Annotated in this window: 18 protein-coding genes and 12 pseudogenes; 15 read left to right on the forward strand and 15 right to left on the reverse strand. The window is 70.2% G+C overall.

Features of this window, described 5'->3' with window-relative positions:
• Positions 1 to 46: 46 nt before the first annotated feature.
• From erpA to L2X98_RS17830, 5 genes and pseudogenes are all read left to right on the forward strand, one after another.
• Complete coding sequence (erpA, locus tag L2X98_RS17810) at positions 47 to 412, forward strand: iron-sulfur cluster insertion protein ErpA (RefSeq protein ID WP_259611768.1); 366 nt, start codon at positions 47 to 49, stop codon at positions 410 to 412.
• Between the two features lie 167 nt (positions 413 to 579).
• Complete coding sequence (gene ctaC, locus L2X98_RS17815; RefSeq protein ID WP_259611769.1) at positions 580 to 1,476, forward strand: aa3-type cytochrome oxidase subunit II; 897 nt, start codon at positions 580 to 582, stop codon at positions 1,474 to 1,476.
• Between the two features lies 1 nt (position 1,477).
• Positions 1,478 to 3,209: pseudogene (ctaD, locus tag L2X98_RS17820) on the forward strand (aa3-type cytochrome oxidase subunit I).
• Positions 3,210 to 3,643: pseudogene (gene ctaF, locus L2X98_RS17825) on the forward strand (aa3-type cytochrome oxidase subunit IV).
• 106 nt (positions 3,644 to 3,749) lie between these two features.
• Positions 3,750 to 4,229, forward strand: coding sequence for a GNAT family N-acetyltransferase (locus L2X98_RS17830; RefSeq protein ID WP_259611770.1), 480 nt, complete (start codon positions 3,750 to 3,752; stop codon positions 4,227 to 4,229).
• A 165-nt stretch (positions 4,230 to 4,394) separates the two neighbouring features.
• Here L2X98_RS17830 and qcrB read toward each other — a convergent pair.
• From qcrB to ctaE, 4 genes and pseudogenes are all read right to left on the reverse strand, one after another.
• Positions 4,395 to 6,216 (reverse strand): annotated as a pseudogene (gene qcrB, locus L2X98_RS17835) (cytochrome bc1 complex cytochrome b subunit).
• A pseudogene (gene qcrA / locus L2X98_RS17840) lies at positions 6,213 to 7,292 on the reverse strand (cytochrome bc1 complex Rieske iron-sulfur subunit). Before qcrA ends, qcrB begins: the two co-directional pseudogenes overlap by 4 nt.
• Positions 7,293 to 7,324: 32 nt before the next feature.
• Positions 7,325 to 8,128: a cytochrome bc1 complex diheme cytochrome c subunit gene (qcrC, locus tag L2X98_RS17845; RefSeq protein ID WP_259611771.1), complete on the reverse strand. Its 804-nt coding sequence runs from the start codon at positions 8,126 to 8,128 to the stop codon at positions 7,325 to 7,327.
• A gap of 19 nt (positions 8,129 to 8,147) precedes the next feature.
• A pseudogene (gene ctaE / locus L2X98_RS17850) lies at positions 8,148 to 8,817 on the reverse strand (aa3-type cytochrome oxidase subunit III).
• Positions 8,818 to 8,965: 148 nt separating this feature from the next.
• Here ctaE and trpD point away from each other — a divergent pair.
• Entirely contained in the window at positions 8,966 to 10,027 is a 1,062-nt protein-coding gene (gene trpD, locus L2X98_RS17855) for an anthranilate phosphoribosyltransferase (protein WP_259611772.1), read from the forward strand.
• Positions 10,028 to 10,034: 7 nt separating this feature from the next.
• Positions 10,035 to 11,037, forward strand: a pseudogene (locus tag L2X98_RS17860) (PHP domain-containing protein).
• Between the two features lie 503 nt (positions 11,038 to 11,540).
• Here the strand turns inward: L2X98_RS17860 and L2X98_RS17870 are convergent.
• Positions 11,541 to 12,203: pseudogene (locus L2X98_RS17870) on the reverse strand (response regulator).
• Positions 12,200 to 12,400 carry a hypothetical protein gene (locus L2X98_RS17875; protein WP_259611774.1) on the reverse strand — a complete coding sequence of 67 codons (201 nt, stop codon included), beginning with the start codon at positions 12,398 to 12,400 and terminating at the stop codon, positions 12,200 to 12,202. Before L2X98_RS17875 ends, L2X98_RS17870 begins: the two are co-directional and overlap by 4 nt.
• A gap of 13 nt (positions 12,401 to 12,413) precedes the next feature.
• Here L2X98_RS17875 and L2X98_RS17880 point away from each other — a divergent pair, with 13 nt between their 5' ends.
• Entirely contained in the window at positions 12,414 to 12,599 is a 186-nt protein-coding gene (locus L2X98_RS17880; protein ID WP_259611775.1) for a hypothetical protein, read from the forward strand.
• Positions 12,600 to 12,690: 91 nt separating this feature from the next.
• Here the strand turns inward: L2X98_RS17880 and L2X98_RS21920 are convergent.
• The 4 genes and pseudogenes from L2X98_RS21920 to L2X98_RS21925 form a co-directional block, all read right to left on the reverse strand.
• Positions 12,691 to 12,792, reverse strand: a pseudogene (locus L2X98_RS21920) (histidine kinase); the annotation flags it as partial.
• Positions 12,774 to 13,376 carry a hypothetical protein gene (locus tag L2X98_RS17885; RefSeq protein ID WP_259611776.1) on the reverse strand — a complete coding sequence of 201 codons (603 nt, stop codon included), beginning with the start codon at positions 13,374 to 13,376 and terminating at the stop codon, positions 12,774 to 12,776. The gene L2X98_RS17885 and the pseudogene L2X98_RS21920, both read right to left, overlap by 19 nt.
• A gap of 236 nt (positions 13,377 to 13,612) precedes the next feature.
• Positions 13,613 to 14,560, reverse strand: a complete 948-nt coding sequence (locus L2X98_RS17890; RefSeq protein ID WP_259611777.1) for a 5'-3' exonuclease — start codon at positions 14,558 to 14,560, stop codon at positions 13,613 to 13,615.
• Between the two features lie 752 nt (positions 14,561 to 15,312).
• Positions 15,313 to 15,636 (reverse strand): aromatic acid exporter family protein, encoded by a 324-nt coding sequence (locus L2X98_RS21925; protein ID WP_354002846.1) that lies wholly within the window; start codon positions 15,634 to 15,636, stop codon positions 15,313 to 15,315.
• 51 nt (positions 15,637 to 15,687) lie between these two features.
• Between L2X98_RS21925 and L2X98_RS17900 the strand changes: the two genes are divergently transcribed.
• Positions 15,688 to 16,050: a TraR/DksA family transcriptional regulator gene (locus L2X98_RS17900; RefSeq protein ID WP_259611778.1), complete on the forward strand. Its 363-nt coding sequence runs from the start codon at positions 15,688 to 15,690 to the stop codon at positions 16,048 to 16,050.
• Positions 16,051 to 16,074: 24 nt separating this feature from the next.
• Here L2X98_RS17900 and L2X98_RS17905 read toward each other — a convergent pair whose 3' ends face one another.
• Entirely contained in the window at positions 16,075 to 16,572 is a 498-nt protein-coding gene (locus L2X98_RS17905) for a hypothetical protein (RefSeq protein WP_259611779.1), read from the reverse strand.
• Positions 16,573 to 16,815: 243 nt separating this feature from the next.
• On the opposite strand from L2X98_RS17905, the pseudogene rpsA reads away from it, so the two are divergent.
• From rpsA to L2X98_RS17925, 4 genes and pseudogenes are all read left to right on the forward strand, one after another.
• Positions 16,816 to 18,274: pseudogene (rpsA, locus tag L2X98_RS17910) on the forward strand (30S ribosomal protein S1).
• 83 nt (positions 18,275 to 18,357) lie between these two features.
• Complete coding sequence (locus L2X98_RS17915; protein ID WP_259611780.1) at positions 18,358 to 19,233, forward strand: hypothetical protein; 876 nt, start codon at positions 18,358 to 18,360, stop codon at positions 19,231 to 19,233.
• Between the two features lie 45 nt (positions 19,234 to 19,278).
• Positions 19,279 to 19,842: pseudogene (locus tag L2X98_RS17920) on the forward strand (sensor histidine kinase); the annotation flags it as partial.
• Between the two features lie 229 nt (positions 19,843 to 20,071).
• A complete protein-coding gene (locus L2X98_RS17925; RefSeq protein ID WP_259613429.1) occupies positions 20,072 to 21,226 on the forward strand; it encodes a hypothetical protein in 1,155 nt (384 codons plus the stop codon).
• A gap of 18 nt (positions 21,227 to 21,244) precedes the next feature.
• Here the strand turns inward: L2X98_RS17925 and L2X98_RS17930 are convergent, their stop codons facing one another.
• The 4 genes from L2X98_RS17930 to L2X98_RS17945 all read right to left on the reverse strand — a co-directional run bounded on the left by L2X98_RS17930 (position 21,245) and on the right by L2X98_RS17945 (position 23,867).
• A complete protein-coding gene (locus L2X98_RS17930) occupies positions 21,245 to 22,123 on the reverse strand; it encodes a response regulator transcription factor (RefSeq protein WP_435526222.1) in 879 nt (292 codons plus the stop codon).
• A 14-nt stretch (positions 22,124 to 22,137) separates the two neighbouring features.
• Positions 22,138 to 22,515, reverse strand: a complete 378-nt coding sequence (locus L2X98_RS17935) for a hypothetical protein (RefSeq protein ID WP_259611781.1) — start codon at positions 22,513 to 22,515, stop codon at positions 22,138 to 22,140.
• Between the two features lie 198 nt (positions 22,516 to 22,713).
• Entirely contained in the window at positions 22,714 to 23,316 is a 603-nt protein-coding gene (locus L2X98_RS17940) for a signal peptidase I (RefSeq protein ID WP_435526289.1), read from the reverse strand.
• The gene (locus L2X98_RS17945) at positions 23,316 to 23,867 is read right to left on the reverse strand and encodes a hypothetical protein (protein ID WP_259611782.1); all 552 of its coding nucleotides are present in this window, start codon (positions 23,865 to 23,867) and stop codon (positions 23,316 to 23,318) included. Before L2X98_RS17945 ends, L2X98_RS17940 begins: the two co-directional genes overlap by 1 nt.
• 168 nt (positions 23,868 to 24,035) lie before the next feature.
• Here L2X98_RS17945 and coaE point away from each other — a divergent pair.
• Together coaE and uvrB are read left to right on the forward strand one after the other, a co-directional pair.
• Positions 24,036 to 24,669, forward strand: a pseudogene (gene coaE / locus L2X98_RS17950) (dephospho-CoA kinase).
• Positions 24,670 to 24,678: 9 nt separating this feature from the next.
• Positions 24,679 to 26,760: pseudogene (gene uvrB, locus L2X98_RS17955) on the forward strand (excinuclease ABC subunit UvrB).
• The last annotated feature ends 61 nt before the right edge of the window (positions 26,761 to 26,821 follow it).

Below are 26,821 nucleotides of genomic sequence, written 5' to 3' on the forward strand. Positions count from 1 at the left end.
ACTCGAGGAGTCCGCTCCAGGCGAAGTCCCACACCGGAGGAATCACATGACCGACACCGCAATGACCGTTGACACGTCCGTCCACGCGCACGGAGTGCTGCTGACCGACGCGGCCGCCGACAAGGTGAAGACCCTGCTCGAGCAGGAAGGCCGCGACGATCTGCGTCTGCGCGTCGCTGTCCAGCCGGGCGGATGCTCGGGCCTGATCTACCAGCTCTACTTCGACGAGCGCTCCCTCGACGGTGACCACGTCGTCGACTTCGGCGGGGTCGAGGTGATCGTGGACGACATGAGCACCCCGTACCTGGACGGTGCGACGATCGACTTCAAGGACACCATCTCGGAGCAGGGGTTCACGATCGACAACCCCAACGCCGCCGGCAGCTGCGCCTGCGGCGACAGCTTCCACTGAGCATTCCCCGACTGCGCAGGCGACCGGCCCAGGCCGGTGTTCGACGTGGGCGCGACACGCCCCTCGAACCGTGCTCCGCGGTCGCCCGCCTGGGTGAATGGCCAGAATCCGGTGGGAGGTTGCTCTAGACTGGCCACTGTCAGATCGTTGATCCGGAAAGGTGCACTGTGCCGTCGAAACGTCGCCTCCGTTGGGTCGCCCTGCCGCTGGGGACGGCCGCAGCCGTCCTCCTCGCCGGGTGCACCCCCACGCAGCTGCACGGGTTCCTGCCCGGCTTCGAGGACCCCAGCGCCGCACCGGCCACCAACCGCACCGAGATGGTGTCGGGCCTGTGGGTCAACTCCTGGATCGTGCTCCTGGTCGTCGGCCTGATCACCTGGGGCCTCATGCTCTGGGCGATGGTCGCCTACCGGCGCCGCAAGGGGCAGACCGGGCTGCCGGTCCAGCTCCGCTACAACATGCCGATCGAGATCTTCTACACGATCATCCCGGTGATCCTCGTGGCCGGCATGTTCGCCTTCACCGCCCGGGACCAGACGATCCTCGAGACCCAGGACCAGAATCCGGATGTCTCGGTCGTCGCCATCGGCAAGCAGTGGTCGTGGGACTTCCAGTACAACGGCCAGGCCGCCGACGACTCGGACGCCGTGTGGACCATGGGCACTCAGGCCGAGCCGGACAAGAACGGCAACGTCGATCAGGACGCGCTGCCGACGCTCTACCTGCCGGTGGACAAGTCCGTGCGGATCGACCTCGAGTCGCGCGACGTGGCGCACTCGTTCTGGATCATCGACTTCCTGTACAAGAAGGACCTCTACATCGGCCGGGACAACTCCTGGTCGTTCACCCCGACGCGCGAGGGCACCTATCAGGGCAAGTGCGCGGAGCTCTGCGGCGAATACCACTCCGCGATGCTGTTCCGCGTGAAGGTGGTCAGCGAAGCCGACTACCAGCAGCACCTGCAGGAGCTGCGCGACGCAGGCAACACCGGTGACATCACGGACCGGTACGACAGACTCTCGAACGAGCCGGGTACCGGCGCGTCGAGCGAGGGAAAGAACTGAGATGGCGACCACGCTCCCCCTCCAGGACCCCACCAAGGACCGATCCGGCACCCTCCCGCCTCGGCAGGCGGCGCTGATGAGCGCCTCCCGTGTCGAGCAGAAGGGCAACATCGTCGTCCGGTGGATCACCTCCACCGACCACAAGACGATCGGGTACATGTACCTCATCGCCTCCGTCATGTTCTTCATGCTCGGCGGCGTGATGGCCCTCATCATCCGGGCGGAGCTGTTCGAGCCGGGGATGCAGATCATCCCGACGAAGGATCAGTTCAACCAGCTGTTCACGATGCACGGCACGATCATGCTGCTGATGTTCGCGACGCCGCTGTTCGCCGGGTTCGCCAACGCGATCCTGCCGCTGCGAGCTGGGGGCGCCGGATGTCGCGTTCCCGCGGCTGAACGCGTTCGCGTTCTGGCTGTTCCTGTTCGGGTCGATCATCGCGGTGGCCGGGTTCCTGACCCCGCAGGGTGCGGCGGCGTTCGGCTGGTTCGCGTATCAGCCGTTGGCCAACGCGACATTCTCGCCGGGCGCCGGCGGCAACCTCTGGTTCATGGGCCTGGGGATCAGCGGGTTCGGGACGATCCTGGGTTCGGTGAACTTCATCACCACGGTGATCACGATGCGCGCTCCCGGTATGACCATGTGGCGGATGCCGATCTTCTCCTGGAACACGCTGATCACCAGCATCCTGGTCATCATGGTGTTCCCGGTCCTGGCCGCCGCCGTCTTCGCGGGCGCGGCCGACCGCATCCTGGGGGCGCACCTGTATGACGCCGCGAACGGCGGTGTGCTGCTCTGGCAACATCTGTTCTGGTTCTTCGGTCATCCGGAGGTCTACATCATCGCGCTGCCGTTCTTCGGCATCGTCTCCGAGGTCTTCCCGGTCTTCAGCCGCAAGCCGATCTTCGGGTACAAGACGCTGGTGTATGCGACGATCTCCATCGCGGCGCTGTCGGTGTCGGTGTGGGCGCACCACATGTATGTCACCGGGGCGGTGCTGCTGCCGTTCTTCTCGCTGATGACGATGCTGATCGCGGTGCCCACCGGGGTGAAGATCTTCAACTGGATCGGCACCATGTGGCGCGGATCGGTGACGTTCGAGACGCCGATGGTCTTCGCGATCGGCTTCCTGGCCTCGTTCGTGTTCGGCGGTCTGACCGGCGTCATCCTCGCCTCCCCGCCGCTGGACTTCTTCCTGTCCGACTCGTACTTCGTGGTCGCGCACTTCCACTACGTCGTGTTCGGCACGGTCGTGTTCGCGATGTTCTCCGGGTTCTACTTCTGGTGGCCGAAGTGGACCGGTAAGATGCTGAACGAGCGCCTCGGGATGGTGCACTTCTGGATGCTGTTCATCGGCTTCCATATGACGTTCCTGGTCCAGCACTGGGCAGGCGTCGACGGCATGCCGCGCCGGTACGCGGACTACGCGCCGTCCGACGGCTGGACATGGATGAACCAGGTGTCGACCATCGGCGCGATGCTGCTGGGGTCGTCGATGATCCCGTTCCTGCTGAACGTGTGGATCACCGCGCGCAAGGCGCCCAAGGTGACGGTGAACGACCCGTGGGGCTATGGCGCGTCGCTGGAGTGGGCGACCAGCTGCCCGCCGCCGCGGCACAACTTCACGTCGATCCCGCGGATCCGCAGCGAGCGGCCCGCATTCGACCTGAACCACCCCGAGGCGGCACCCGACGGCCTCCATCTCGTCGGGGCGACCGGAGAGGCGAAGTAGATGCGTACCAATGCGGGCCTCTGGTGGGTGATCTGCGGCTTCTTCCTGGTGGTCTGCGGCGTCTATACGACCTGGTCGGTGCTTCCGCACCCCGATCTGCCCTGGAACCACGGTGTCGAATGGGTGGGTACCGTCGGTCTGCTGTTCGTGGCGCTGATGGCGGCGCTCATCGCGTTCTACATCGGTCGCGTCCACCGCGCCCAGGGCGGCGAGCTGCCGAAGACGTGCTCACCGCTGACATCGACGACGGCGACCCGGAAGTGGGCGAGTTCGCCCCATGGTCGTGGTGGCCGCTCGTGCTGGCGCTGGCGGCCGCGTTCGCCGCCATCGGCTTCGCCGTGGGCACCTGGCTGCTCCCGATCGGACTGGGCATCTTCGCCGTCGCGATCGTCGGCTGGGTGTACGAGTACTACCGCGGATACTTCGCCCGCTGACACGCGCGTTCTGAAGGCCCCGGCCCGGTTGACTCCGGACCGGGGCCTTCCTCGCACCCCTGAGGGCGGCGTGGCCTGTCGTCGGCCGGCCGGTAGGCTGGCTCGCGTGTCTCTCGCCGTCCGCACTGCGCAGCCATCCGACGTCGACGCGATCCTGGAGGTGCAGACCGCCGCCGGCAGATCGACATCCGATCGCTTCCGGAACTGGGCGAGTCGCGCTGTGGACGGGGGCGATGAGCACCTCTGCGTGGCGCTCGAGCAGGGGGCGGTCCTCGGCTGGGCCGCCACACGTCTCTTCCGAGACCGTCAGGACGACGCTCCTTCAGGCCATTACCTGATGGGGATCACCGTGGCTCCCGCCCACCGTCGCCGGGGCGTCGCCGCGGTGCTGGTGGCTGCCCGTCTCGAGCTGCTCCGCCGCGATGGGGCAGAGCACGCCTACTACTTCACGAATGCCCGGAACGAGGCATCCATCGCCGCACACCGCCGGTGGAGGTTCCGTGAGCTGGCGCGCGGTGCCCAGTTCCGTGGCGTGCCGTTCGACGGGGGAGAAGGCGTCCTCTTCGGCGCCCCGTTGGCCGCCTGAACCGAAGACAACCTCGGCGCACGGAGGACAACCTCGGCGCACGGAGGACAACCTCGGCGCACGGAGGACAACCTCGGCGGGGCGGGGCGGGGCGGGGCAGGTGGGGGACGACGCGGGCCCCGGCGCACGGAGTGCGACGGGGCCCGGGGAGAGGGACGGGAAGGGCTACTGGCCGGGGTCCTTCTCGTGGTGGTGCTTGGTATCGTCGTCGTCGGCCAGGATCGAGGTCGGACGCACCGGGATCTCGCCGGTCTTCTCCTCGAGCTCTGCCGGGCGCAGCGGGGCATCCGGGTGTCCGGCGCGCTCGTGAGCGCCCTGGATCTCGGCGTCCGCGGTCTCGGACATCTCGTGCAGCGCGTGGTGCTGGTGCGCCACGGCGGCCTCGATCTCGGACTGCGAGACCGGCGTGAGGCGATCCTCGAAGAACCACCGCGACAGGCTGGCGCGCGCGTTCTGCCAGAACCCGATCCGGCCCTTCGCGTTGGGACGCACGATCAACGGCTCGTAGGTCTCGTAGTCCACGAGCTTGAACCGGTCGAAGTGCTCGATCGGCCGGTGGACCTCGATGAACTCGCCGCCGGGCAGGCGGACGATGCGCCCGGACTCGTAGCCGTGCAGGACGATCTCACGGTCCTTCTTCTGCAGCGCGATGCAGATCCGCTTCGTGACGAAGTAGCCGATGATCGGGCCGAGGATCAGCATGCCCTGCAGCGTGTGGATCACGCCCTCCATGGTCAGCTGGAAGTGCGTCGCAATGAGGTCGGAGGATGCCGCCGCCCACAGGACCGCGTAGAAGATGACGCCGGCCACGCCGATGGCGGTGCGCGTGGCGGCGTTGCGCGGACGCTGCGCGATGTGGTGCTCGCGCTTGTCGCCGGTGACCCAGGCCTCGATGAACGGGTAGATCAGCACCAGGATGATGAACACGCCGAGGACCAGCAGCGGCAGGATGATGTTGAACGACCAGGTGTGGTCCAGCCACACGAACTCGAGGTGCGGCGGCACCAGGCGCAGCGCGCCGTCGGCGAAGCCGATGTACCAGTCGGGCTGGGTGCCCGCCGAGACCGGGGACGGGTCGTACGGCCCGTAGTTCCAGATCGGGTTGATCGTGAACAGCGAGGCGATCAGCACGATCAGCCCGAACACGATGAAGAAGAAGCCGCCCATCTTGGACATGTACACCGGCATCATCGGGTAGCCGACGACGTTGTTGTTCTTGCGGGCCGGCCCGGCGAACTGGGTGTGCTTGTTGATCACCATCAGCATCAGGTGCACCACGAGCAGTCCGACCAGGATCGCCGGCAGGCAGGATGTGCAGGGTGTACAGGCGTCCGACGATCTGGTCGCCGGGGAACTCCCCGCCGAACAGCAGGAACGAGGTCCAGGTGCCGATCACCGGGATGCCCTTGACCATTCCGTCGATGATGCGCAGGCCGTTGCCCGACAGCAGGTCGTCGGGCAGGGAGTAGCCGGTGAAGCCCTCGGCCATCGCCAGGATGAACAGGATGAAGCCGATCACCCAGTTCAGCTCGCGCGGCTTGCGGAATGCACCGGTGAAGAAGATGCGCAGCATGTGCACGCCGATGCCGGCCACGAAAACCAGTGCGGCCCAGTGGTGGATCTGGCGCACCAGCAGTCCGCCGCGGATGTCGAAGGACAGCCGCAGCGTCGAGTCCAGGGCCGCAGACATCTCCACGCCGCGCATCGGGACGAACGCCCCGGCGTAGTGCGTGGGGACCATGGAGGCCTGGAAGAAGAACGTCAGGAACGTGCCGGACAGCAGGATCACCACGAAGCTCCACAGCGCGATCTCGCCGAGCATGAACGACCAGTGGTCCGGGAAGATCTTGCGTCCGAGCTCCTTGACGAAGCCGGACAGGCTCGTGCGCTCATCGATGTAGTTCGACGCCCAGCCCACGAAGCGGCCGCCCAGGGGCTTCTCCTTCGTCTCCTCCTCGAACCGGGAGGGGGTGGTTGCGGTACTCAATGGCGCTCCCAGAAGCTCGGGCCGACAGGTTCGTGGAAGTCGCTCTTGGCGACGATGTAGCCCTCGTCATCGACTTCGATCGGCAGGCTGCGGCAGCGCACGCGCCGCCGGGCCGAAGATGACGCGGGCGCCGTGCGACACGTCGAACTGCGACTGGTGGCACGGGCACAGCAGGTGGTGCGTCTGCTGCTCGTACAGGGCGACGGGGCACCCGACGTGGGTGCAGACCTTCGAGTAGGCGACGATCCCGTCGAATCCCCAGTCCTCGTGGCCCGGCGCGGGGTGCAGCGCGTCGACGGGAAGCCGCATCAGCAGCACGATGGCCTTGGCCTTCTGATCGAGGTAGCCCTGGCTGTGGTCGAGCTTGGCGAGGTCTTCGGGGATGACGTGGAACGCCGATCCCAGGGTGACGTCCGAGGCCTTGATCGGGATGCCGCTCGGGTCGTGCGCGAGCTTCATGCCCTTCTTCCACATCGTGTGGCTGAGCAGGTAGACCGGGTCGCCGCCGCGGGGGTTGGCCGGGGTGTCCTGCGGCGCGAGACCGCGGAAAAGCGTGATGCCGGGGATGATCGAGGCCACGAGGGCGGCGAACAGCGAGTTGCGGATCATCGCGCGCCGGCCGAAGCCGGACTCCTCGTTGGCCGAGGCGAACGCCGCGACCGTGGCCTCACGGGTGGAGTCCCGGCCGCGGGTGGCGTGCCGCGGCTCGACGAACTCCTTGTCCGACATGATCGCCTTGGACCAGTGGATGGCGCCGATGCCCAGTGCCAGCAGCGCCAGGGCGATCCCCAGACCGATGAACAGGTTGTTGTGGCGGATGCTGGTGACCCGGCCGTCTTCGATCGGGAAGATCATGTACGCGGCGACGGCCCAGATGCTGAACGCGGCCGACAGGTAGAACAGCGTGTACACCGTGCGGACCGCGCGCTTCATGGCGGCCGGATCGGTGTCCGTGACGCGCTCGCGATGCGCGGGCAGGACGTCGTTCTGCACCGGATCGGGGACCGCGACGGCGAGCCCGGGGAGGGCTTCCACGAAGCCCTCTCGTGCTCGAGCGGGTCTTCCTCGTGTGCCATGGTGCTCCTCGTGCGTGGAATTCAGTGATCGATCAGTTGGACTTCGCGGTGATCCACACCGTCACCCCGATGAGGGTGCCGATGCCGAAGATCCAGATGAACAGGCCTTCGGAGACGGGCCCGAGATCACCGAGTCCGAATCCGCCGGCGGACTCGTGATTCTGGAGGTACAGCAGGTACGAGATGACGTCCCGCTTCTCCTCCAGGTTCAGGTTCAGGTTGCTGAACACGGGCATGTTCTGCGGGCCGGTCACCATCGCGGCGTACATATGCAGGGCGCTCGTGCCACCCAGCGCCGGAGCGTACTTGCCCTCGGTCAGCGCGCCGCCGGCGCCGGCCACGTTGTGGCACATGGCGCAGTTGGTGCGGAAGATGTCGCCGCCGTTGGCGACGTCGCCCTTGCCGTCCAGGGTCTCTTCGGACGGGTAGGTCGGACCGGGTGCGATGGACTGCACGAAGGCGGCCATGGCCTTGATCTGGTCCTCGGTGAACTGGGCCGGCTTCTGCGGAGCCTGCGGGCCCTGCATGGCCAGCGGCATCCGCCCGGTGGAGACCTGGAACTCGACCGCCAGCTCGCCGACGCCGTACAGCGACGGACCGCTCTCGGTGCCCTGCAGGTCCATGCCGTGGCAGGTGGCGCAGTTCGCCTGGAACAGCTTCTTGCCGTCGTCCACGGTCAGCGCGGTGGCGCTGGTCGGGCTGTCGGTGGTGGCGGCCATGGCGGCCGACGCGCCGGCGTAGACGCCGCCGGTGATCAGCAGTCCGGCGCCGATCAGGACGACGGCTGCCAGCGGGCTGCGGCGCCCAGAGGCGCGACGCTTCTTCTCACGTGCCATTTCGGATGCAGCCTTCTTCTTATTTCAGGAAGTAGATGACGAGGAACAGCGCGATCCAGACGACATCGACGAAGTGCCAGTAGTACGACACCACGATCGAGGTCGTCACCTCCTTGCGCCCGAAGTTCTTCACGGCGTAAGCGCGGCCGATCACGAGGAGGAAGGCGATGAGGCCGCCGGTCACGTGCAGCGCGTGGAAGCCGGTGGTCAGGTAGAACGCCGAGGCGTACGCGTTGGCGTAGATCGGCATCCCCTCCATCGTCAGCTTGCGCGTACTCCCAGACCTGGCCGGAGACGAAGACCGCACCCATCGCGAAGGTGAGGAAGAACCACTCGACCATGCCCCAGCCGAGCGGTCCGCGCTTCTTCGTCGAGTACGGCTGGAAGCGCTCCGCCGCGAACACGCCCATCTGACACGTCACCGACGAGAGCACGAGGATGATCGTGTTCACGGCGGCATACGGCACGTTCAGGTGCTGTGTCATCTCCGCCCACAGATCGGGCGAGGTGCTGCGCAGGGTGAAGTAGATCGCGAACAGTCCCGCGAAGAACATCACCTCACTGCCGAGCCAGACGATGGTGCCCACGGCGACCGGGTCTGGTCGCTTCACTGTGCGCAGAGCCTGATTGAAAGTCGCTGGGGTCGTCACGCTCCCATTATGGCCGATTCTGAGGCGGGATATTCGCATCGACGTGCCCGGTTGGACGCTGTCGCGCACTTAGGGGAGCCTAAGAGGATGCCGCACATCGGTCGGGTATCGACCCTCGGTGCGCTGGGAACGCGCTGGGAATCCCCGGTGAACGGCGGCGCACCCGGCCTCGCTAGGATCTTCAGTCATGGCAGATCTCACGTCGTGGCCCGAACTCCTGACCACCCTCCTGAAGGGCAGCGACCTGAGTGTCGCCGAGGCGACCTGGGCGATGCGCCAGGTCATGTCGGGCAGCGCGACGCCGTCCCAGCTGGCCGGGTTCCTGGTGGCCCTGCGCGCCAAGGGCGAGACGGTGGACGAGATCGTCGGCTTCCGCGACGCGATCCTGGAGGCCGCCGTTCCGCTGCCGGTGGACGCGGATGTGCTGGACATCGTCGGCACCGGCGGCGACCGGGTGGGCACGGTCAACATCTCCACCATGGCGGCGGTCGTGGCCGCGGCATCCGGTGTGCCGGTCGTCAAGCACGGGAACAAGGCGGCCAGCTCGTCGTCCGGGTCATCGGACGTGCTCGCCGCGCTCGGACTGGACCTGACGCTCGAGCCCGACCGAGTGGCCGAGACCCTGCGCCGGACGGGGATCACCTTCGCGTTCGCGTCGGCGTTCCACCCCGGCTTCCGCCACGCCGGCGTCACCCGTGCCGAGCTCGGGGTGCCGACCGTCTTCAACTTCCTCGGGCCGCTGTGCAACCCCGCCCGCGCCGAGGCCAACGCCGTGGGCGTCGCGCAACTGGACCGGGTGCCGCTGATCACCGGCGTGTTCCAGACCCGCGGCGCGACCGCCCTGGTGTTCCGCGGCGACGACGGGCTGGACGAGATGAGCACCACGGGGCACAGCCGGGTGTGGGAGGTGAGTCTGGGCGACGTGCATGAGCACGACATCTACCCGCCGGACCTGGACCTTCCGCTGGCGCGGCTGGACGATCTGCTCGGCGGCGACCCGCAGCACAACGCCGAGGTCGTGCGGCAGACCCTGCGCGGAGGCACCGGGCCGATCCGCGACATCGTGCTGCTGAACGCGGCCGCCGGCCTGGTCGCCTACCGGCTGTTCCGCGACCCGACCGAGGTGCAGCGTCCGATCCTGGACCGGCTCGCCGAGGGCGTGCGCACCGCGGAGGAGACGATCGACAGCGGTGCGGCGGCCGCCAAGCTGGACGAATGGGTCTCGGCGACCCACGCGCACGTGGACTGAGCAGGCGATGCACCCGCGCGCGGCCCTGGAGGAGATCGCCTCGCTGCTGGAGCGGGAGCGCGCCTCACGGTACCGGTCGAAGGCGTTCCGCACCGCCGCGACGGCGATCGAGGGGCTGTCCGAGGACGAGCTGCGCGACCCGGCGCTTGCGCCGCCGCAAGGGGATCGGGGACTCTACGTTCGCCGTGATCCGGCAGGCGCTGGCCGGCACCGTGCCGGACTATCTGGCCGAACTGCGCGCGCAGTCCGGGACGGTGCTCGCCTCGACGCTGCGGCCGCAGCTGCGCGGTGATCTGCACGCGCACAGCGACTGGTCGGACGGGCTCACGCCGATCCCGCCGATGGTGGAGGCGGCACGGGCCCTCGGACACGAGTACCTGGCGCTGACCGACCACTCGCCGCGTCTGCGGGTCGCGAACGGACTGTCGCCGCAGCGGCTGCGCGAGCAGCTGGCCGTGGTCGCCCAGACGAACGCGGAGGGCGAAGGGGGCTTCACGCTGCTGGCAGGCATCGAGGTGGACATCCTCGAGACCGGGATGCTGGATCAGGAGACCGAGCTGCTGGAAGCGCTCGACGTGGTCGTGGCGTCCGCGCATTCGAAGCTGCGGATGGAGCGGGCGCCGATGACGGCGCGGCTGGTGGCCGCGGCATCCCACCCCCAGGTGGACGTGCTCGGCCACGTGACCGGACGGCTGGTGGAGGGAGCCCGGGGCACGCGCCCGCCGTCGGATTTCGACGCCCGCGCGGTGTTCGAGGCGTGCGCGGCGCACGGTGTGGCGGTGGAGATCAATTCGCGCCCGGAGCGGCAGGATCCGCCGGATGACCTGCTCGCCCTGGCCCTCGACCTGGGCTGCCTGTTCTCGATCGACTCCGACGCACACGCGCCGGGCAGGCTGTCGCTGATCGACCATGGCGCGGCGCGTGCCGCGCAGGCGGGCGTACCGGCCGAGCGGATCGTGACCACGTGGCCGCTCGCACGGCTGCGGGAATGGACGGGGCGGGCCCGCTGACGCGCAGCGCCGCCCGGCCGATCCAGGTCGGCCGGGCGGCGGAATCAGGGTCTGTGCCCGGTCTCAGTGCCCGGGCGGCACCGGCGCGTTCGCCCGCAGCACCTCGAGGCGCTTGCGGTACTCGACCTCGTCGATGTCGCCCTGCGCGTATCGCTCGGCGAGCGTCGTCTCGGCCTGTCGGCTCGGGTTCATCCGGCCGTACGGGCCGTAGCCGCCCTCCATCGCGCGGCGCCGCCACCGCCGTCCGAAGACGGCGAACAGCACGACGAACACGAGGATCCAGAACAGCGGGATGAGCAGGAACCACGGACCGAAGAACGGGCCGCCCCAGTGGGCGGCGTGAACGGCCGGAGCGGCCGCTGTGGCGAGTGCGGTGATCATGATGACCCTCTCGTGATTCGAAAGCCGCGACGATCGCAGCTCATGGAATCCAGTGAACGCGGGTCGCGGCATCCGCGAATCCGCCGAGGGGAGTGTTGTGCGCTGCTCCGCGGGGAGTACTGCTACTGCCAGCCGGGGGTGATCATCCCGGATTCGTAGCCGATCACGACCAGCTTGCGCGCGATCGCGCGCATGCAGCTTCTGCATGATCCGCGAGACGTGCGTCTTCGCGGTGAGCGGCGACAGGAACAGGCGGGCGGCGATCTCGTCGTTGGTCAGGCCGTGCGCCACCAGACGCAGCACCTCGGCCTCGCGCTCGGTCAGCTCCGCGAGGATGCGCCGGTCCGGGGCATCCCGCAGCCCGCCCGCCGCCCGCTCGAGCAGGCGGCGGGTCACGCCGGGCGACAGCAGCGCGTCGCCGGCGGCGACCACCCGCACCGCGCGGATGAGGTCGACCGGCTCGGTGTCCTTGACCAGGAACCCGCTCGCGCCGGCACGGATGGCGCGGGCCACGTACTCGTCCAGCTCGAACGTGGTCACGATCACCACCCGCAGCTCGGCCAGCGCCGGATCGGCGGCGATCTGCTCGGTCGTCCACAGGCCGTCCCCGTCGGGCATCCGGATGTCCAGCAGCGCGACATCCACCGGAGTCTCGCGCACCCGCCGCAGCGCTCCTCGCCGCCGGACGCCTCCACCCGCACCTCGATGTCGGGCTCGGAGTCGAGCAGGGCGCGGAACCCGGCGCGGACGAGCTGGTGGTCGTCGGCGATGGCGACGCGGATCATGCGGATCCCTCCCAGGGCAAGTCGGCACGGACGCGGGTGCCGCCGTCCGGCCCCGGCTGGACCTCGACGGTGCCGCCGAGCAGACCGGCGCGCTCGCGCATCCCACGCATGCCGCCGCCCTCCGCACCGGCGCCGGCGCCGGTGCCGGTGCCGTCGTCGTCGACGACGACCACGAGCCGGTCGCCGTCGCGGTGCAAGCCGCACGACCGCGTGCGCGGCCTCGGAGTGGCGCACGACGTTGGTCAGCGCCTCCTGGACGATGCGATACGCGGTCGTCTGGACGCTGCTGCGCGGCAGGTGCCCGTCGAGCCGGTCCTCGAGGGTCACCTCGAGCCCGTGACCGGTGCGCTCGGCCACGAGGGGCGCGAGCTGGGCCAGCTGCGGCTTGCGGGGTGAGCGGGGCGGCCCCGGATGCGTCGGCGCCGTCGCCGCGCAGAATCGCGAGCACGCTGCGGACCTCGTCCAGTCCGGTGGCCGCCAGACCGCGGATGTTGGCCAGCGCCTCGCGGGCGCGCTCGGGCTCGCGGTCGAACAGATGCAGTCCCGCGCCGGACTGCACGGCGATCTGGCTCAGCGAATGCGCCAGCACGTCGTGCAAGCTCGCGGGCGATGCGGGTGCGCTCCTCCTGCTCGCTCGCGCGCCGCCGCTCGACGATCTGGGCGCGGCGGCGCGCCGCGCGATCCAGGCGGGTGCGCAAGCCCGACGCCGATCGCGAAGCACAGGCCGATCAGCAGCGTCGTCAGGGCGATCCGGAACGGATGCCACAGGTGCCCGCTCATGCCGCTGGCCACCACGGCGACGAGCCAGGCCGAGCCGACCGCGCCCAGCGCCCAGCCGAGCGCGCCGCGCACGACGGCGCCGACGATGGCGAACGCCAGGGCGATGAACGGCGGTCCCGCATCGGGCGGAACGAACAGATCGGCCACGGTGAACGCGGCCACCGCCGCCACCGTCGGCCCCGGCAGGGCGCGGGCGGCCAGCAGCGCCAGGGCGGAGGCCGCCGCCAGCACAGTGCCCAGCAGCACCCAGCGCGGCGCGACGTGCATCCACAGCGAGACCGCGACGGTCGCCGGCACCTGCACGAGGAACGCCACCACGACCGGGACGTACAGCGTCACCCCGGGCGGCGGGCCGAACCGGCGCGCGGTGTCGTCCTGGCGCTGCTCCGGCATGCGGCCAGGCTACTCGCGCGGGCCGGTGGCGCTCATCGGCCCGGCGGAGTGGCCGCGCGTACTCCCGGGGAGTACGCGTCAGCCGGCGGGCCGGTGTTCGGCGTCGAGGACGCGCGGGCGACCGTGCCGTGCGCGAACGTGCAGAACTCCGGAGAACCCGGGCGCGTCGCCGAGTCTCCGCGGTGGATCCGGCGGGTCGATCCGGAAACTCCGGAGTTCTGCACGGGTCCCCGCGGTCAGGCGGCCGTCGCCGCGGCCAGTGCGTCCACGAGACGGGTCATCGAGGTGCCCAGGCCGAGCCGCTCGGCGATCTCGGCCGCGCGCGCACGGGTCGCGGCATCCATCACCGGAAGGCGGGTGGATGCCACGGCCACCGGCGCGCTGTCGGCGACGCGCACCACCGCGGGGGCCGCCTGGAGGTAGTCGTGCGCCGCGCCGATCTTGGCGCGGATGCGCGGCGTGATCCCCGGGTCGTCCTGCGCGGCGGCGGCGATGATCGCGGCCAGCGAGCCATAGGCGTTCAGCAGCGTCGCGGCCGATTTCTCGCCGATCCCGGAGACGCCCGGCAGGCCGTCGGAGGGATCGCCGCGCAGTGTGGCGAAGTCGGCGTACTGTGCGGCGCCGATGCCGTACCGATCGCGGATCGCCGTGTCCGTGATCACATCGAGATTGCTCATCCCGCGGGCGGTGTACACGACCCGCACCGCGCGGTCGTCGTCGACGAGCTGGAACAGGTCGCGGTCGCCGGTGATCACGTCCACCGGCATGTCGGCGCGGGCGGCGAACGTGCCGATGACGTCGTCCGCCTCGAATCCGGGGGCGCCGACGATCGGCAGGCCGAGCGCGTCCAGGGTCTCGCGGATGAGCGGGACCTGCGCGGTCAGCGCCTCGGGCACCTCTTCGATGTCGGAGCCGCCCTCCACGATCCGGGCGACGCGATGCGCCTTGTACGTCGGGATCAGGTCGACCCGCCACTGCGGGCGCCAGTCGTCGTCCCAGCAGGCGATCAGGTCGGTGGGGGCGTAGGCCGCCACGAGCTTCGCGATGATGTCCAGGAACCCGCGCACGGCGTTGATCGGCGTGCCGTCGGGTGCCTTCACTGAGTCGGGGACCCCGTAGAACGCCCGGAAGTACAGGGACGCGGAATCGAGCAGAAGCAGCTTCTCGGAGCGTGGCGCGGGCATGCGGCAAGCATGCCACGGCACGGGGACGGCCCTCAGTCCGCGTCCTCGGCGAGGGTGTCGTGGATGCGGTGCAGGTCGACCAGCAGCGACCCCACGAGCACCCAGTGCCCCGACCTCGGCGCCGAGACGGTCAACGGCCGGGTCAGGGCGGGCTCCTCCTCGTCCACCGGGGCCGGCTCGCTCTCGTCCTCGAGTCGGTGCACGAGCAGCCGCACATCGTGCGCCGCCCGGCGCAAGCTGCTCGGCGATCGCCGCCGCCGTCGGCTCGCCGTGCAGGCTGTCGTCGTACCGGTCGTAGACCGTGCGCGTCATCCCGATCGTCTGGGTCACCACGGTGGAGAAGCGGTCCAGCAGGCGCTCCAGCTCGGTCAGCTCGGCCCGATGGCGTCCGGCGCGCGGGTTCAGGGTGAGCGATTCGACCGCGTCCTGGATGGCCACCCCCGCGGCATCCCGCATCGGCCGCAGGAGGCGGGCGGTGACGATGAGCTCGGTGAGGTCGGCGGGGGACTGCGGCCGGATCAGCGCCCAGGCCAGGCGGTCCAGCGTGGCGGCCAGCTCGGCGCCCAGGCGATCCACGGCGCGGTGGGCGGGCACGACGGCCACCGGCGGCACCAGGGCGATGTTCACGACGAAGCCGATGACCGCGCCGAGCATGGTCTCGATGATCCGATCCACGGCGTACCCCTGCGTGCCCGTGCCCAGCGCCAGCACCAGCATCGCGCTGATCGCGACCTGGTTCGCCGTGCCCGCGGTCATCCGCAGCGACCAGGCGAGCACCAGCGCGATGAGGATCGCCAGCAGGATGATCCACGTCCCGTTGCCCAGCAGCGAGCCCCAGGACGCTGGCCACCGCGACGCCCACGATCACCCCGACCGTGCGCTCGATCGCCTTGGAGAACGACTGGTTCAGGCTCGGCTCGCACCACCAGCAGCGCGGCGATCGCGGCGAACACCGGCAGCGGTCCGGGCAGGAGCCAGCCCGCGAGCAGCCACGCCGCCACCGTGGCCACCGCCGACTTCAGCACCTGCAGCAGCGGGGAGCGACGGCTGGCCCGGAAGGTCGCGGTCATGCGCATGGGTCCACGGTATTGCGCCGGCCGTCGCCGCGCGTCCTATAGTCATCGACTATGGACGACGCACACCGGGCCGAGTTCGGCGCACTGCTGCGCGAACGGCGCGCATCGGTCGATGAGACCCTCGCCGCGCTGGCCGCCGATCTGGCGGCGCTGGCCTCGGCGCGCACCGACACGACCGCCGACGACGAGCACGATCCGGAGGGCGTCACCCTCTCCGGGGAGTGGTCGCGGCTGGAGGGCCTGCGCGTGGCGCAGGAGCGCGACCGCGATGCGCTGGACGCCGCGCTCGCGCGGTGGGATGCCGGGGACTACGGCATCTGCCAGGGGTGCGGGCGTCCCATCCCGGTCGGGCGGCTGCGGGTGCGGCCGATGGCGACGCTGTGCGTCACGTGTGCCGAGCGCGCCGGCGGCTGATCGGCTCGCCGGGCGTGCGCGCCCTCACGACGCCGGGCGGCGCCGCTGCAGGTCGCGGGCGGCCTCGCCCGGAGGGCGATCCAGCAGCCGGTTCGCCCAGGTGAGGTCCCAGCCGGTGTTCTGCGCCCGCGAGGCGCGCAGGCTCTCGGTGGTGTGCTCGGTGGCGCGCGGGAGGCTGGCCAGGAACGTGTCGTAGCGGCGCAGCCGCACCCCAGCATCGTCGAGGTGGAGCCGATCCGGTCCACGTCCGCCCACGGAATGCGCCCGCCGGCGCCCAGTCGCAGCCCGTCGTCGTCCGCGACGATCGCCACGCTTGCGCCGCCACTGCTGCGCGAACGCGATTCCGCCGCCCACGCCGAAGAATCCGATCGCGCCGACGCCGACGATGAGGTTCAGCGTCTTGGTCGGCGCGAGGGCGAGGACGACCACGCCCATCGCGGCGAACAGCACGCACACCACGAGCATGATGATGAGGGTGCGGCGGGACGAGACGATCTTCAGCGGTTCGGTGGACGCGGTCACCCCTCCAGGCTACGGGGAGCGCGGTCGCGTCTGCGCCGGATCACGGCGCCCGGGAACATCGCGGATGCCCGGGGCGTTCTGATACTGTAGATCGTCACTCGTGTGGCTCGTTTCGCACGCGCTCGTGGCATCCGCAACACAATCCGCTTCGCTCCGGCACGTTCCGCTCGCCCGTTCGCACTGTGAATGGGAGAGGTCGGCGTCCGGGGCCCGACATCCAACCCAACAAGGACAACCCACTACATGACTACCGCAACGACCGCCCCGGCCGCCAAGCAGGTCGCGATCAACGACATCGGATCTGCCGAGGACTTCCTGGCCGCGGTCGAGAAGACGCTGAAGTTCTTCAACGACGGCGACCTCATCGAAGGAACCGTCGTCAAGATCGACCGCGACGAGGTCCTCCTCGACGTCGGCTACAAGACCGAGGGTGTGATCCCCTCCCGCGAGCTTTCCATCAAGCACGACGTCGACCCCAACGAGGTCGTGAACGTCGGCGACCTGGTCGAGGCCCTGGTCCTCCAGAAGGAGGACAAGGAAGGCCGCCTCATCCTGTCCAAGAAGCGCGCCCAGTACGAGCGTGCCTGGGGCGACGTCGAGAAGATCAAGGAAGAGGACGGCGTGGTGACCGGTCAGGTCATCGAGGTCGTCAAGGGCGGTCTGATCGTCGACATCGGCCTGCGCGGCTTCCTGCCCGCCTCGCTGATCGAGCTTGCGCCGCGTCCGCGACCTGACCCCGTACCTGGGCCAGGAGCTGGAGGCGAAGATCCTCGAGCTGGACAAGAACCGCAACAACGTGGTGCTGTCGCGCCGCGCGCTGCTGGAGCAGACCCAGTCCGAGTCGCGCACCAACTTCCTGAACAACCTGCACAAGGGCCAGGTCCGCAAGGGCACGGTGTCCTCGATCGTCAACTTCGGCGCGTTCGTCGACCTGGGCGGCGTGGACGGCCTGGTGCACGTGTCCGAGCTCAGCTGGAAGCACATCGAGCACGCCAGCGAGGTCGTCGAGGTCGGCCAGGAGGTCACGGTCGAGATCCTCGAGGTCGACCTGGACCGCGAGCGGGTCTCGCTGTCGCTGAAGGCGACCCAGGAGGACCCGTGGCAGGTCTTCGCCCGTACCCACGCGATCGGCCAGATCGCACCGGGCAAGGTCACCAAGCTGGTTCCGTTCGGCGCATTCGTGCGGGTCGCGGACGGCATCGAGGGCCTCGTGCACATCTCCGAGCTGTCCGGCAAGCACGTCGAGCTCGCCGAGCAGGTCGTGTCGGTGGGCGAAGAGGTCTTCGTCAAGGTCATCGACATCGACCTGGAGCGTCGCCGCATCTCGCTGTCGCTGAAGCAGGCGAACGACGCGGTCGACCCGTTCGGCACCGAGTTCGACCCGGCCCTCTACGGCATGGCCACCGAGTACGACGAGAACGGGGAGTACAAGTACCCCGAGGGCTTCGACTCGGAGACCAACCAGTGGAAGGAAGGCTTCGACGAGCAGCGCGAGAAGTGGGAGCAGGAGTACGCGGCTGCCCAGGCGCGCTGGGAGGCACACAAGGCGCAGGTCGCCAAGGCGCAGGAGGCCGAGGCCGCAGGCTTCGCCGCCGTCGAGCCGGCCGCCTTCGCCGGCGAGTCGTCGTCGAACCAGGGTGGTGGCACCCTCGCCGACGACGAGGCGCTGGCCGCGCTGCGTGAGAAGCTCTCCGGTCGCTGATCGGCAGACGCACCCCGTGAGAAGGGGCCGGAACCCGCGGGTTCCGGCCCCTTCTTCGATCCCGACGCGATAGCGTCTGCGATATGGCTTTCGGCGGCTTCGGCGACACGGCGGGCGGTCGCGACCGCAGCTTCGAACGCGCCGCCGCGCTGAACCAGCTTCTGCTCGGTCTGGTCGTGCTGGTGATCACGGTGATGCTCGTCGCGTCGCCGGCGGCGTCCGGGATGCCGCTGTTCTTCGCCGGCATCGTGCTGGTCTTCATCGCCACCGGTGCGGCGGTCATCGTGCCGTGGAACCGGATCAACGCGTGGTGGCTCACGGCCGTCCCGGTCGCCGACATCCTGGCGATCACCCTCATGCGGCTCGCCGATCCGAGATCCGGGATCGGCCTGCTGTGGGTGTTCCCCGCGATCTGGCTGTCCTCCACCTTCGGCCTGGTCGGCGCGGTGGGCGGCAGCGCGACGATCCTGGCCGCCTTCGCGGTCACCGTGATCGGGCCGACCGGACTGCCGTCCGGGTACTCGGCGCTGCCGCTTCCGCTGGTCATCGTCATCGTCAGCGGGACCAGCTATGCGACGGCGCGTCGCTCGGCGGCGCAGCGGATGCCTGCTGGGCAAGCAGGCGCGGGTGCTGGCGACCGCCCTGGACCGCTCGCGACGGCAGGAGCAGGAGGTCGCCGAGCTGATCGATGCGGTCGACTTCGGCCTGATCCGGATCGCGCAGGACGGCGCGGTCTCGATTGCGAACGAGGCGCCCGCACCGCTGCGAGCGCACGCTCGTGCAGGGGTCCCGTGACGGCGGACCGCCGGTCTTCGGGGCCGACGGCACGACGCCGCTGGCCGACGACGAGATGCCGCTCGAGCGGGCGCTGCGGGGGCAGGCGTTCGACACCCAGGTGCTGTGGTTCGGCGAACCGGGGCCGGACAGCATCGCGCTGGCGATCTCGGTCCGGCGGCTGAAGGACCGGGACGGCGCCGACGCCGGTGCGGTGCTGGTCTCGCGCGATGTCACCGGCGAGCTGCGGGCGCTGCGGGCGCGTGACGAGCTGGTCGCCTCGGTGTCGCACGAGCTTGCGCACGCCGCTGACCTCGATCCTCGGCTACCTGGACCTCGCGATCGACGACCCGGACGTGCCGGCCGGTGCGCGTCGGGGACTGGAGATCGCCGAGCGCAACGCCGAGCGGCTGCTGGGGATCATCGCCGACATCCTCGCCGCCTCCAGCGACTCGGGCCGGTCGGTCGATCTGACGATCACCCCGGTCGACACCGACGTCGCCGACGTCGTGCACGCTGCCGCCGAGTCGCTGGAGAACCGTGCGTCCGAGGTCGCCGTGACGCTGGACACGTCCGGGGTCGAGCCCGCGGTCGCCTACGCGGACCCGCTGCGGGTGCGACAGATCCTGGACAACCTGATCGTGAACGCCATCAAATACAACCGGCCGGGCGGTGTCGTGACACTCGGATGCACGACCAGCGAGGACTCCACCTGGATCCTCGTGCGCGACAGCGGCATCGGGATGACCGAGGCCGAGATGTCCGGACTGTTCGAGCGGTTCTACCGTGCGCAGCGCATCCGCTCGGGTGCCCGCACCGGGACCGGACTGGGGCTGGCGATCAGCCGGCAGGCTGGCGCGCGCGCACGGCGGCGACATCACCGTGCGCAGCACGCCCGACGTCGGCTCGACCTTCATCGTCCGGCTGCCGGCGACCCGCGCGGCGGCCGCGCCGGCACCGCGCGTCGCCGTGACGCAAGCCGGAGGAGCTCGAGAGCGCACCGGCGCCAGACGTGGAGGAACGATGATCCTCCTGGATCAGGTGACGCTGTCGGCGGTGACCGCGCTGGTCGTGGTCGTCAGCGGCATCTACTTCATCATCGAGACGTTCGCCCGGCGCGACGAAGGCGCCGGGCGGGTGTGGTCGCTGGGGTTCCTGGGGGCCATGCTCACCAGCCTGTCGTACATGGTGTGGGCCGCCGACCCGGCCATCACCTGGGGTGTGGTGATCGGCAACGGGACGTTCGTCGCCGGGACGGGGTGCATGTGGCTGGGATGCCGGCGCTTCAACGCGCGCCGGATGACCGTCACGGCCCTGGTCGTCGGTGTGGCCGCGGTCGGCGCGTCGGTCGCGGTGCTGGCGGCCGGTCCCGAGGGCGGAGCGTGGGCCGGCGCGCTGTGGATGTTCGTCTGCCTGATGGTATTCGCCGGGCTGGGCGCGGGGGAGTCCCTGCGCGGCGAGATGGGCCGCTACCGCACGGCGCGGGCGCTCGCCGCCGTACTGGGGCTGCAGTCGCTGTTCTACGTGGGCCGGACGATCGTCGCGCTCCTGGCCGGGTTCGACAGCCCGCTGTTCCAGACCATGTTCGGCACGGCCGTGACCAGCGTCCTGACCGTCATCCTCACCATCGTGGCGCTGGTGGTGACCTCCGTCCTGCGCGCCGACCGCGCCGTGGACCGCGGGCCGCTGCTGACGGCGTCCGTCTCGCTCCTGGGCACCGAGGGCGTGCTGCCGCACGGCTCGTTCCTCCGCCTGCTCGACCAGGCCCTCGCACGGGCGTCCGGGCGCGGCGAGCAGATCGCGGTCATCGCGGTGCGGGTCGAGGACCTGCCTCAGATCGCTTCGGCCTTCGGCGCCGAGACCGCCCGCGCCGTGGCCGAGGCCTGCCGCGCCAGCGTGGTGCGCAACGTGCCCGCGCTGGCCCTGGTCGGCGAGGACGGTCGGAGCGGGCTCCTGCTCGCCCTCCGGGCCCTGTCCGAGCCGGATGCCCGGCGGCAGGGGGCGATCGTCTCGCGTGGCCTCGTGGACGACCTGGGCGGCGTGTCGGGGGCGTCATCCCCGTGGTGGGCGTCGGCATCGGGCTGTCCGGGCCGGGCGCCGAGGACGCGCACGCGGTGGTGGCCGTGGCACGTGCGGCCGCTCGTCGCGCCGCCGACACCATCGGGACCTCGGTCCTGATCGGCGATCCCGCCGACGTCAGCGGGCCGTGAGCCGGTACCCGACGCCGCGGACGGTCTCGATCCATCGGGGGCGGGACGGGGACTCGCCGAGCTTGCGGCGCAGGTTGGCCATGTGCACCTCGATGACCCGCGAATCGCTGTCGCTGAGGTACTCGCTGCCGGTGTAGCGCTGGCCGCGCAGCATGAGGGCCAGCTCGCCCTTGCCGACCACCCGCCGCCGGGCCGACATCAGCTCGGAGAGGATGTCGAACTCGCTGCGGGTCAGCTCCAGCGCCACGCCGTCGACCGAGGCGAGCCGCATCTCGATGCTCAGCCGCAGCCCGTTGTGCTCGAGCCAGTCGGTGCCGGCGGTGGCCGCGGCGGCGTCCGCCGGGTGATCGGACGGCTCGGCCGGGCGCTGCCCGCCGGGCAGCGGCATCCGCGACCGGCGCAGCAGCGCCTCGATCCGGGCACGCAGCTCGCGGGGGCGGAACGGCTTGGTCACGTAGTCGTCGGCTCCGGCCTCCAGCCCCTGCAGGGCGTCGATCTCCTCGGCGCGCGCGGTGAGGATGACGATGTAGGTCGAGCTGATCGCGCGGATGCTGCGGGCGGTCGCGAAGCCGTCCATGCCGGGCATGTTCACGTCCAGCGTGGTCACGATCGGATCGACCCGGCGGACCAGGTCCACGCCGTCCTGGCCGGTGCCGGCGGTGTGGACGCGGAAGCCCGCCTGCTGGAGCACGTCGGCGAGCAGGGAGCGGATGTCGTCCTCGTCCTCGATCACCACGGCGACACGCCCGGGGTCCCCCTGTTGATCCACGCGCTCCCCCTCCTGAGCCGCAGTCGCCATGCGCCCCGGCTCGGCGACCTCCGCCAGGATATCCCAGAACACATTGCGGAAGCCCTCGGCTGCCATGGTCGACACTCCGTTCATGAGCAGCTGGGCTTGCCCTGGTAGCTGCCGGAGGAGTCGGCGAGCGAGAAGAAGACCTTGGGGCTGTCGGCCCAGTTCCAGCCGGCGACGGTGCGTCCGGTGATCGACGGCAGCGCCGCGCAGGTCGAGGTCGGGGTGAACTGCAGGCTGGGCAGGGTCACGGCCGTGGCCCAGTTCCACGCGCCCTCGCTCGTGTCGGTGGTGACGGTCGCGGCGGACAGATCGGCCCGCACGGTGATGGAGGACGTGGATGCCGGTGCCGACACCCGGAAGGTCAGGTACACGTTGCGCTGATGCTGCTTCTTCGTGCCCCACGCGTCGTAGGTCATGGCGGTGATCGTGCAGGTGCCCACCGGCGTGCCCTGCGCCGTCATCGCGGTGCAGGTGCCGTAGGTCGGCCAGGTGCCGGCCGAGACGGTGGCGGCCGCGTAGCCGCGGTCGGTCCAGGCTTGCGCTGGTGTCGGCGACCGCGGCGCCGCCGAGCAGCACCGCGAACACGGCGGCGATCAGCGCGACGACGAGCGCACGCCGGTGCGCCGTCGGTCGGGTGAGGGCGCCGTGCTCTGCCGGGTTCACGGTGCGGTCGCCTCCTGCAGCGTGCGGCGCTCGCGGCGCGAACCGGCCGCGGGAGCGGTCGGCGTCGGCGTGGGCTCGGGACGGGTGGCCGGGGTCATCCAGGTGAACGCGATGAGAGCCAGCACGCCGACCAGCAGCGCGATCATGACACCCGGGGCCATCAGCCGCTGGAGCAGGGCGCCCGCCCCCGCCAGCTGCACCTTCGGCGCCCAGACCTCGGCACCGACCTGGTAGTCGACCGCGTCCGCGAACTCGTTGTTGTCGCCCTTCAGCGTGATGGTGTAGCCCTCGCCGTGCGCGGCGATCGATTCGATCCGGTGCGTGACCAGATCGTGCGTGAGCGCGTTGGGGAGGCTGACGACGTCGCCGGGGGCGAGGGTGTCGGCGGCGACCGGCGTGTCCACCACGAGGTCGCCCGTCATGATCCCCGGCTCCATCGAGCCGGAGATCACGATGAGGGGCTTGATCAGGCCGGCCGCCGTGGCGCCCCAGACCAGGCCGCAGGCGACGCCGGCGACGGCCAGCGTCCACAGGACGGCGAGTGCGCAAGCGGTGAAGGACGACCATGATGTGCTCCTCTCGTGGTGGGTGTCGGCGATCAGGCGGTGGCGGTGCCGGCGATGGTGACCTGGACGGTGCCGCTCTTGCCCTGGTTGCCTGCGGCCCAGTCGGCCGGGGCAGCGACGGTCAGCGTGACCGTCGTGGTGGCGCCCGCGCCGCCGGCGGCGGTGAGGGTGCCGGTGGCGGGGGCCGCGGTGAGCGTCGGGGCGGTGGTGAAGGTGCTGCCGGCGGTCCACGCGGCGGTGGCGGTGAGCGCGGCGTTCGCGGTGCCGGTGTTCTTCACCTGGAGCGTGACGGTGCGGGTCTGGCCCGGCAGCATGTTGGCGAACGTCGCGGCCGGAACCACCAGCTGGATGCTGCCGGCGTTGTCGGACTCGACCCAGCTGCCGCCGTCCAGCGAGCCCTGGAGGTTGAAGGTGGCGGCCTGGGCCGGCGCGGAGAAGAACACGTTGTCGGTCCAGGCGGCGCTGGTCACGGCCGCACCGATGCCGCCCACGGCGAGCAGGGCGAGGGCGCCGGCGATGATCGGGCGGCGCTTGCGGGCCTGGCGGGCGGTGCGGCGGGCGGTGCGAGTGGTGGTGTCGTTCATGGTTGCTGCCTCTCAGAAGTTGCGGTCCGGGCCGTCGGGTGCGGTGCTCCGGTGATGTGCGATGAGATGACGGTAGAACGGCGTCCTCAAGCGCCCCTCAGGCGCGGCTCAAGGCCGCCCAAGGGTATGGATCTTGAGCGGATGCTGAGGCGTGGCATCCTCGTAGTCATGCCTTTGATCGCAGTGACCGGCGGAATCGCCTCGGGGAAGTCGACGATCGCACGGCGGCTCGCCGCGCACGGCGCGGTCGTCGTCGATGCGGACGCGCTCGTCCGCGAGGTGCAGCGAGCCGGGTTCGCCGGTGCTCGATGGGATCGCCGCGGAGTTCGGGGCCGGCATGCTGCGGGAGGACGGGTCGCTGGACCGCGCCGCGCTGGGGGCCCGGGTCTTCGGCCACCCCGACCGGATCGCACGGCTGAACGCCATCGTGCATCCGGCCGTCGCGGCCGAGTCGCAGCGCCGGTTCGCGCAGGCCCGGGCGGCGGACCCGGATGCGGTCGTGGTGTACGACGTGCCGCTGCTGGTGGAGGCGCGGGGGACCGGCGATTGGGACCTCGTCGTCGTCGCGCACGCCCCGGCCGAGATCCGCCAGCGGCGCCTGGTCGAGCTGCGCGGCATGGCCGCCGACGACGCCCGCGCGCGGATCGCGTCGCAGGCGACGGATGCGCAGCGGCTGGCGGTCGCCGACGTCGTGATCGACACCTCCGGATCGATGGCCCACACCGAGGAGCAGACGGATGCGCTGTGGGAGCGACTGAGCTCCGGCATCCCCGGCCGCCACGATGTCCCAGGCGCGACGTAGCCTGGAGGGATGCAGACCACCCGCTCCGTCCGGCCGTTCGAGGTCGTCAGCGAATACGTGCCCAGCGGCGACCAGCCGCAGGCCATCGAGCAGCTCGCCGCGCGCATCAACGCCGGCGAGACCGACGTCGTCCTGCTCGGGGCCACCGGCACCGGCAAGTCCGCGACGACGGCGTGGCTGATCGAGAAGGTGCAGCGTCCGACGCTGGTGCTCTCGCACAACAAGACGCTGGCCGCCCAGCTGGCCAACGAGTTCCGCGATCTCATGCCGCACAACGCGGTGGAGTACTTCGTCAGCTACTACGACTACTACCAGCCCGAGGCGTACGTCCCGCAGACCGACACCTTCATCGAGAAGGACTCCTCGGTCAACGCCGAGGTCGAACGGCTTGCGCCACTCCACCACCAACTCGCTGCTGTCCCGCCGGGACGTCGTCGTGGTCAGCACCGTCTCGTGCATCTACGGCCTCGGGGCGCCCGAGGAGTACATGCGCGCCATGGTGGCGCTCCAGGTGGGGGAGCGGTACGACCGGGACGCCCTGATCCGCCAGTTCATCTCGATGCAGTACAACCGCAACGACGTCGACTTCTCCCGCGGCAACTTCCGGGTGCGCGGCGACACGATCGAGATCATCCCGGTGTACGAGGAGTACGCGATCCGGATCGAGCTGTTCGGTGACGAGATCGAGGGGCTGTACATGCTGCACCCGCTCACCGGCGACGTCGTGCAGAAGCTCGACTCGGTGCCGATCTTCCCGGCGTCGCACTATGTGGCCAGCACCGAGGTCGTCCAGCGCGCGATCGGCACGATCGAGGCCGAGCTGGCCGAGCGCCTGGGCGAGCTCGAACGGCAGGGCAAGCTGCTCGAGGCGCAGCGGTTGCGCATGCGCACCACGTTCGACCTCGAGATGCTCGGCAGCTCGGGTTCTGCTCGGGAATCGAGAACTACTCGCGGCACCTGGATGACCGGCAGCCCGGCGAGCCGCCGCACACGCTGCTGGACTTCTTCCCGGACGACTTCCTGCTGGTCATCGACGAGTCGCATGTGACGGTGCCGCAGATCGGCGCCATGTACGAGGGGGATGCCTCGCGCAAGCGCACGCTCGTCGAGCACGGCTTCCGGCTGCCCAGCGCCCTGGACAACCGCCCGCTGCGCTGGGACGAGTTCAAGGAGCGCATCGGCCAGACCGTGTACCTGTCCGCGACGCCCGGCCGCTACGAGATGGGCATCGCCGACGGCGTGGTGGAGCAGATCATCCGGCCGACCGGGCTGGTCGACCCGCAGATCGTGGTCAAGCCCTCCAAGGGGCAGATCGACGATCTGCTCGAGGAGATCCGGGTCCGCGCCGAACGCGACGAGCGGGTGCTGGTCACCACGCTGACCAAGAAGATGGCGGAGGAGCTGACCGACTTCCTCGGCGAGCACGGGGTGCGCGTGCGGTACCTGCACTCCGACGTCGACACGCTGCGCCGCGTCGAACTGCTCACCGAGCTGCGCGCAGGCGTGTACGACGTGCTGGTGGGCATCAACCTGCTGCGGGAGGGGCTCGACCTGCCCGAGGTGTCGCTGGTGGCGATCCTGGACGCCGACAAGGAGGGGTTCCTGCGGTCGGGCACATCGCTGATCCAGACGATCGGCCGCGCCGCCCGCAACGTCTCCGGCGAGGTGCACATGTACGCCGACAACATGACGGACTCGATGCGGACCGCGATCGACGAGACCGACCGGCGGCGCGAGAAGCAGGTCGCCTACAACCTCGAGCACGGGATCGATCCGCAGCCGCTGCGCAAGCGCATCGCCGACATCACCGACGTGCTGGCGCGGGAGGGCGCCGACACGGCCGCGATGATGTCCAAGCGGGATGCCGCCAAGTCGAAGTCCGGCAAGGGCAAGAGCCCGACGCCGCGGTTGCGCCGCGAGGGCATCGCGGCGGAAGGGGCCACCCAGCTGGAGGACACGATCGCCGACCTCACCGCGCAGATGCTCGCGGCCGCCGGCGAGCTGAAGTTCGAGCTGGCCGGACGCCTGCGTGACGAGGTGCAGGACCTGAAGAAGGAGCTGCGCGCGATGGAGAACGCCGGTCACGCGTGATCGGCGGGATCGGCTAGCGTGAGCGTGTGAGGACCCGCAACGGCCGCAGGCTGCTCGTGGC

It is taken from the genome of Microbacterium elymi (assembly GCF_021582895.2).
In the GTDB taxonomy this organism is placed as follows: Bacteria; Actinomycetota; Actinomycetes; order Actinomycetales; family Microbacteriaceae; genus Microbacterium; species Microbacterium humicola.

Bases quoted from the DNA above. Each gene is read 5' to 3' on its own strand.
- erpA (WP_259611768.1), top strand. From the start codon at position 47: ATGACCGACACCGCAATGACCGTTGACACGTCCGTCCACGCGCACGGA.
- qcrC (WP_259611771.1), bottom strand. From the start codon at position 8,128: ATGGCACGTGAGAAGAAGCGTCGCGCCTCTGGGCGCCGCAGCCCGCTG.
- trpD (WP_259611772.1), top strand. From the start codon at position 8,966: ATGGCAGATCTCACGTCGTGGCCCGAACTCCTGACCACCCTCCTGAAG.
- L2X98_RS17885 (WP_259611776.1), bottom strand. From the start codon at position 13,376: ATGCCGGAGCAGCGCCAGGACGACACCGCGCGCCGGTTCGGCCCGCCG.
- L2X98_RS17890 (WP_259611777.1), bottom strand. From the start codon at position 14,560: ATGCCCGCGCCACGCTCCGAGAAGCTGCTTCTGCTCGATTCCGCGTCC.
- L2X98_RS21925 (WP_354002846.1), bottom strand. From the start codon at position 15,636: ATGCGCATGACCGCGACCTTCCGGGCCAGCCGTCGCTCCCCGCTGCTG.
- L2X98_RS17900 (WP_259611778.1), top strand. From the start codon at position 15,688: ATGGACGACGCACACCGGGCCGAGTTCGGCGCACTGCTGCGCGAACGG.
- L2X98_RS17915 (WP_259611780.1), top strand. From the start codon at position 18,358: ATGGCTTTCGGCGGCTTCGGCGACACGGCGGGCGGTCGCGACCGCAGC.
- L2X98_RS17925 (WP_259613429.1), top strand. From the start codon at position 20,072: ATGATCCTCCTGGATCAGGTGACGCTGTCGGCGGTGACCGCGCTGGTC.
- L2X98_RS17930 (WP_435526222.1), bottom strand. From the start codon at position 22,123: ATGGCAGCCGAGGGCTTCCGCAATGTGTTCTGGGATATCCTGGCGGAG.
- L2X98_RS17935 (WP_259611781.1), bottom strand. From the start codon at position 22,515: ATGACGGCGCAGGGCACGCCGGTGGGCACCTGCACGATCACCGCCATG.
- L2X98_RS17945 (WP_259611782.1), bottom strand. From the start codon at position 23,867: ATGAACGACACCACCACTCGCACCGCCCGCCGCACCGCCCGCCAGGCC.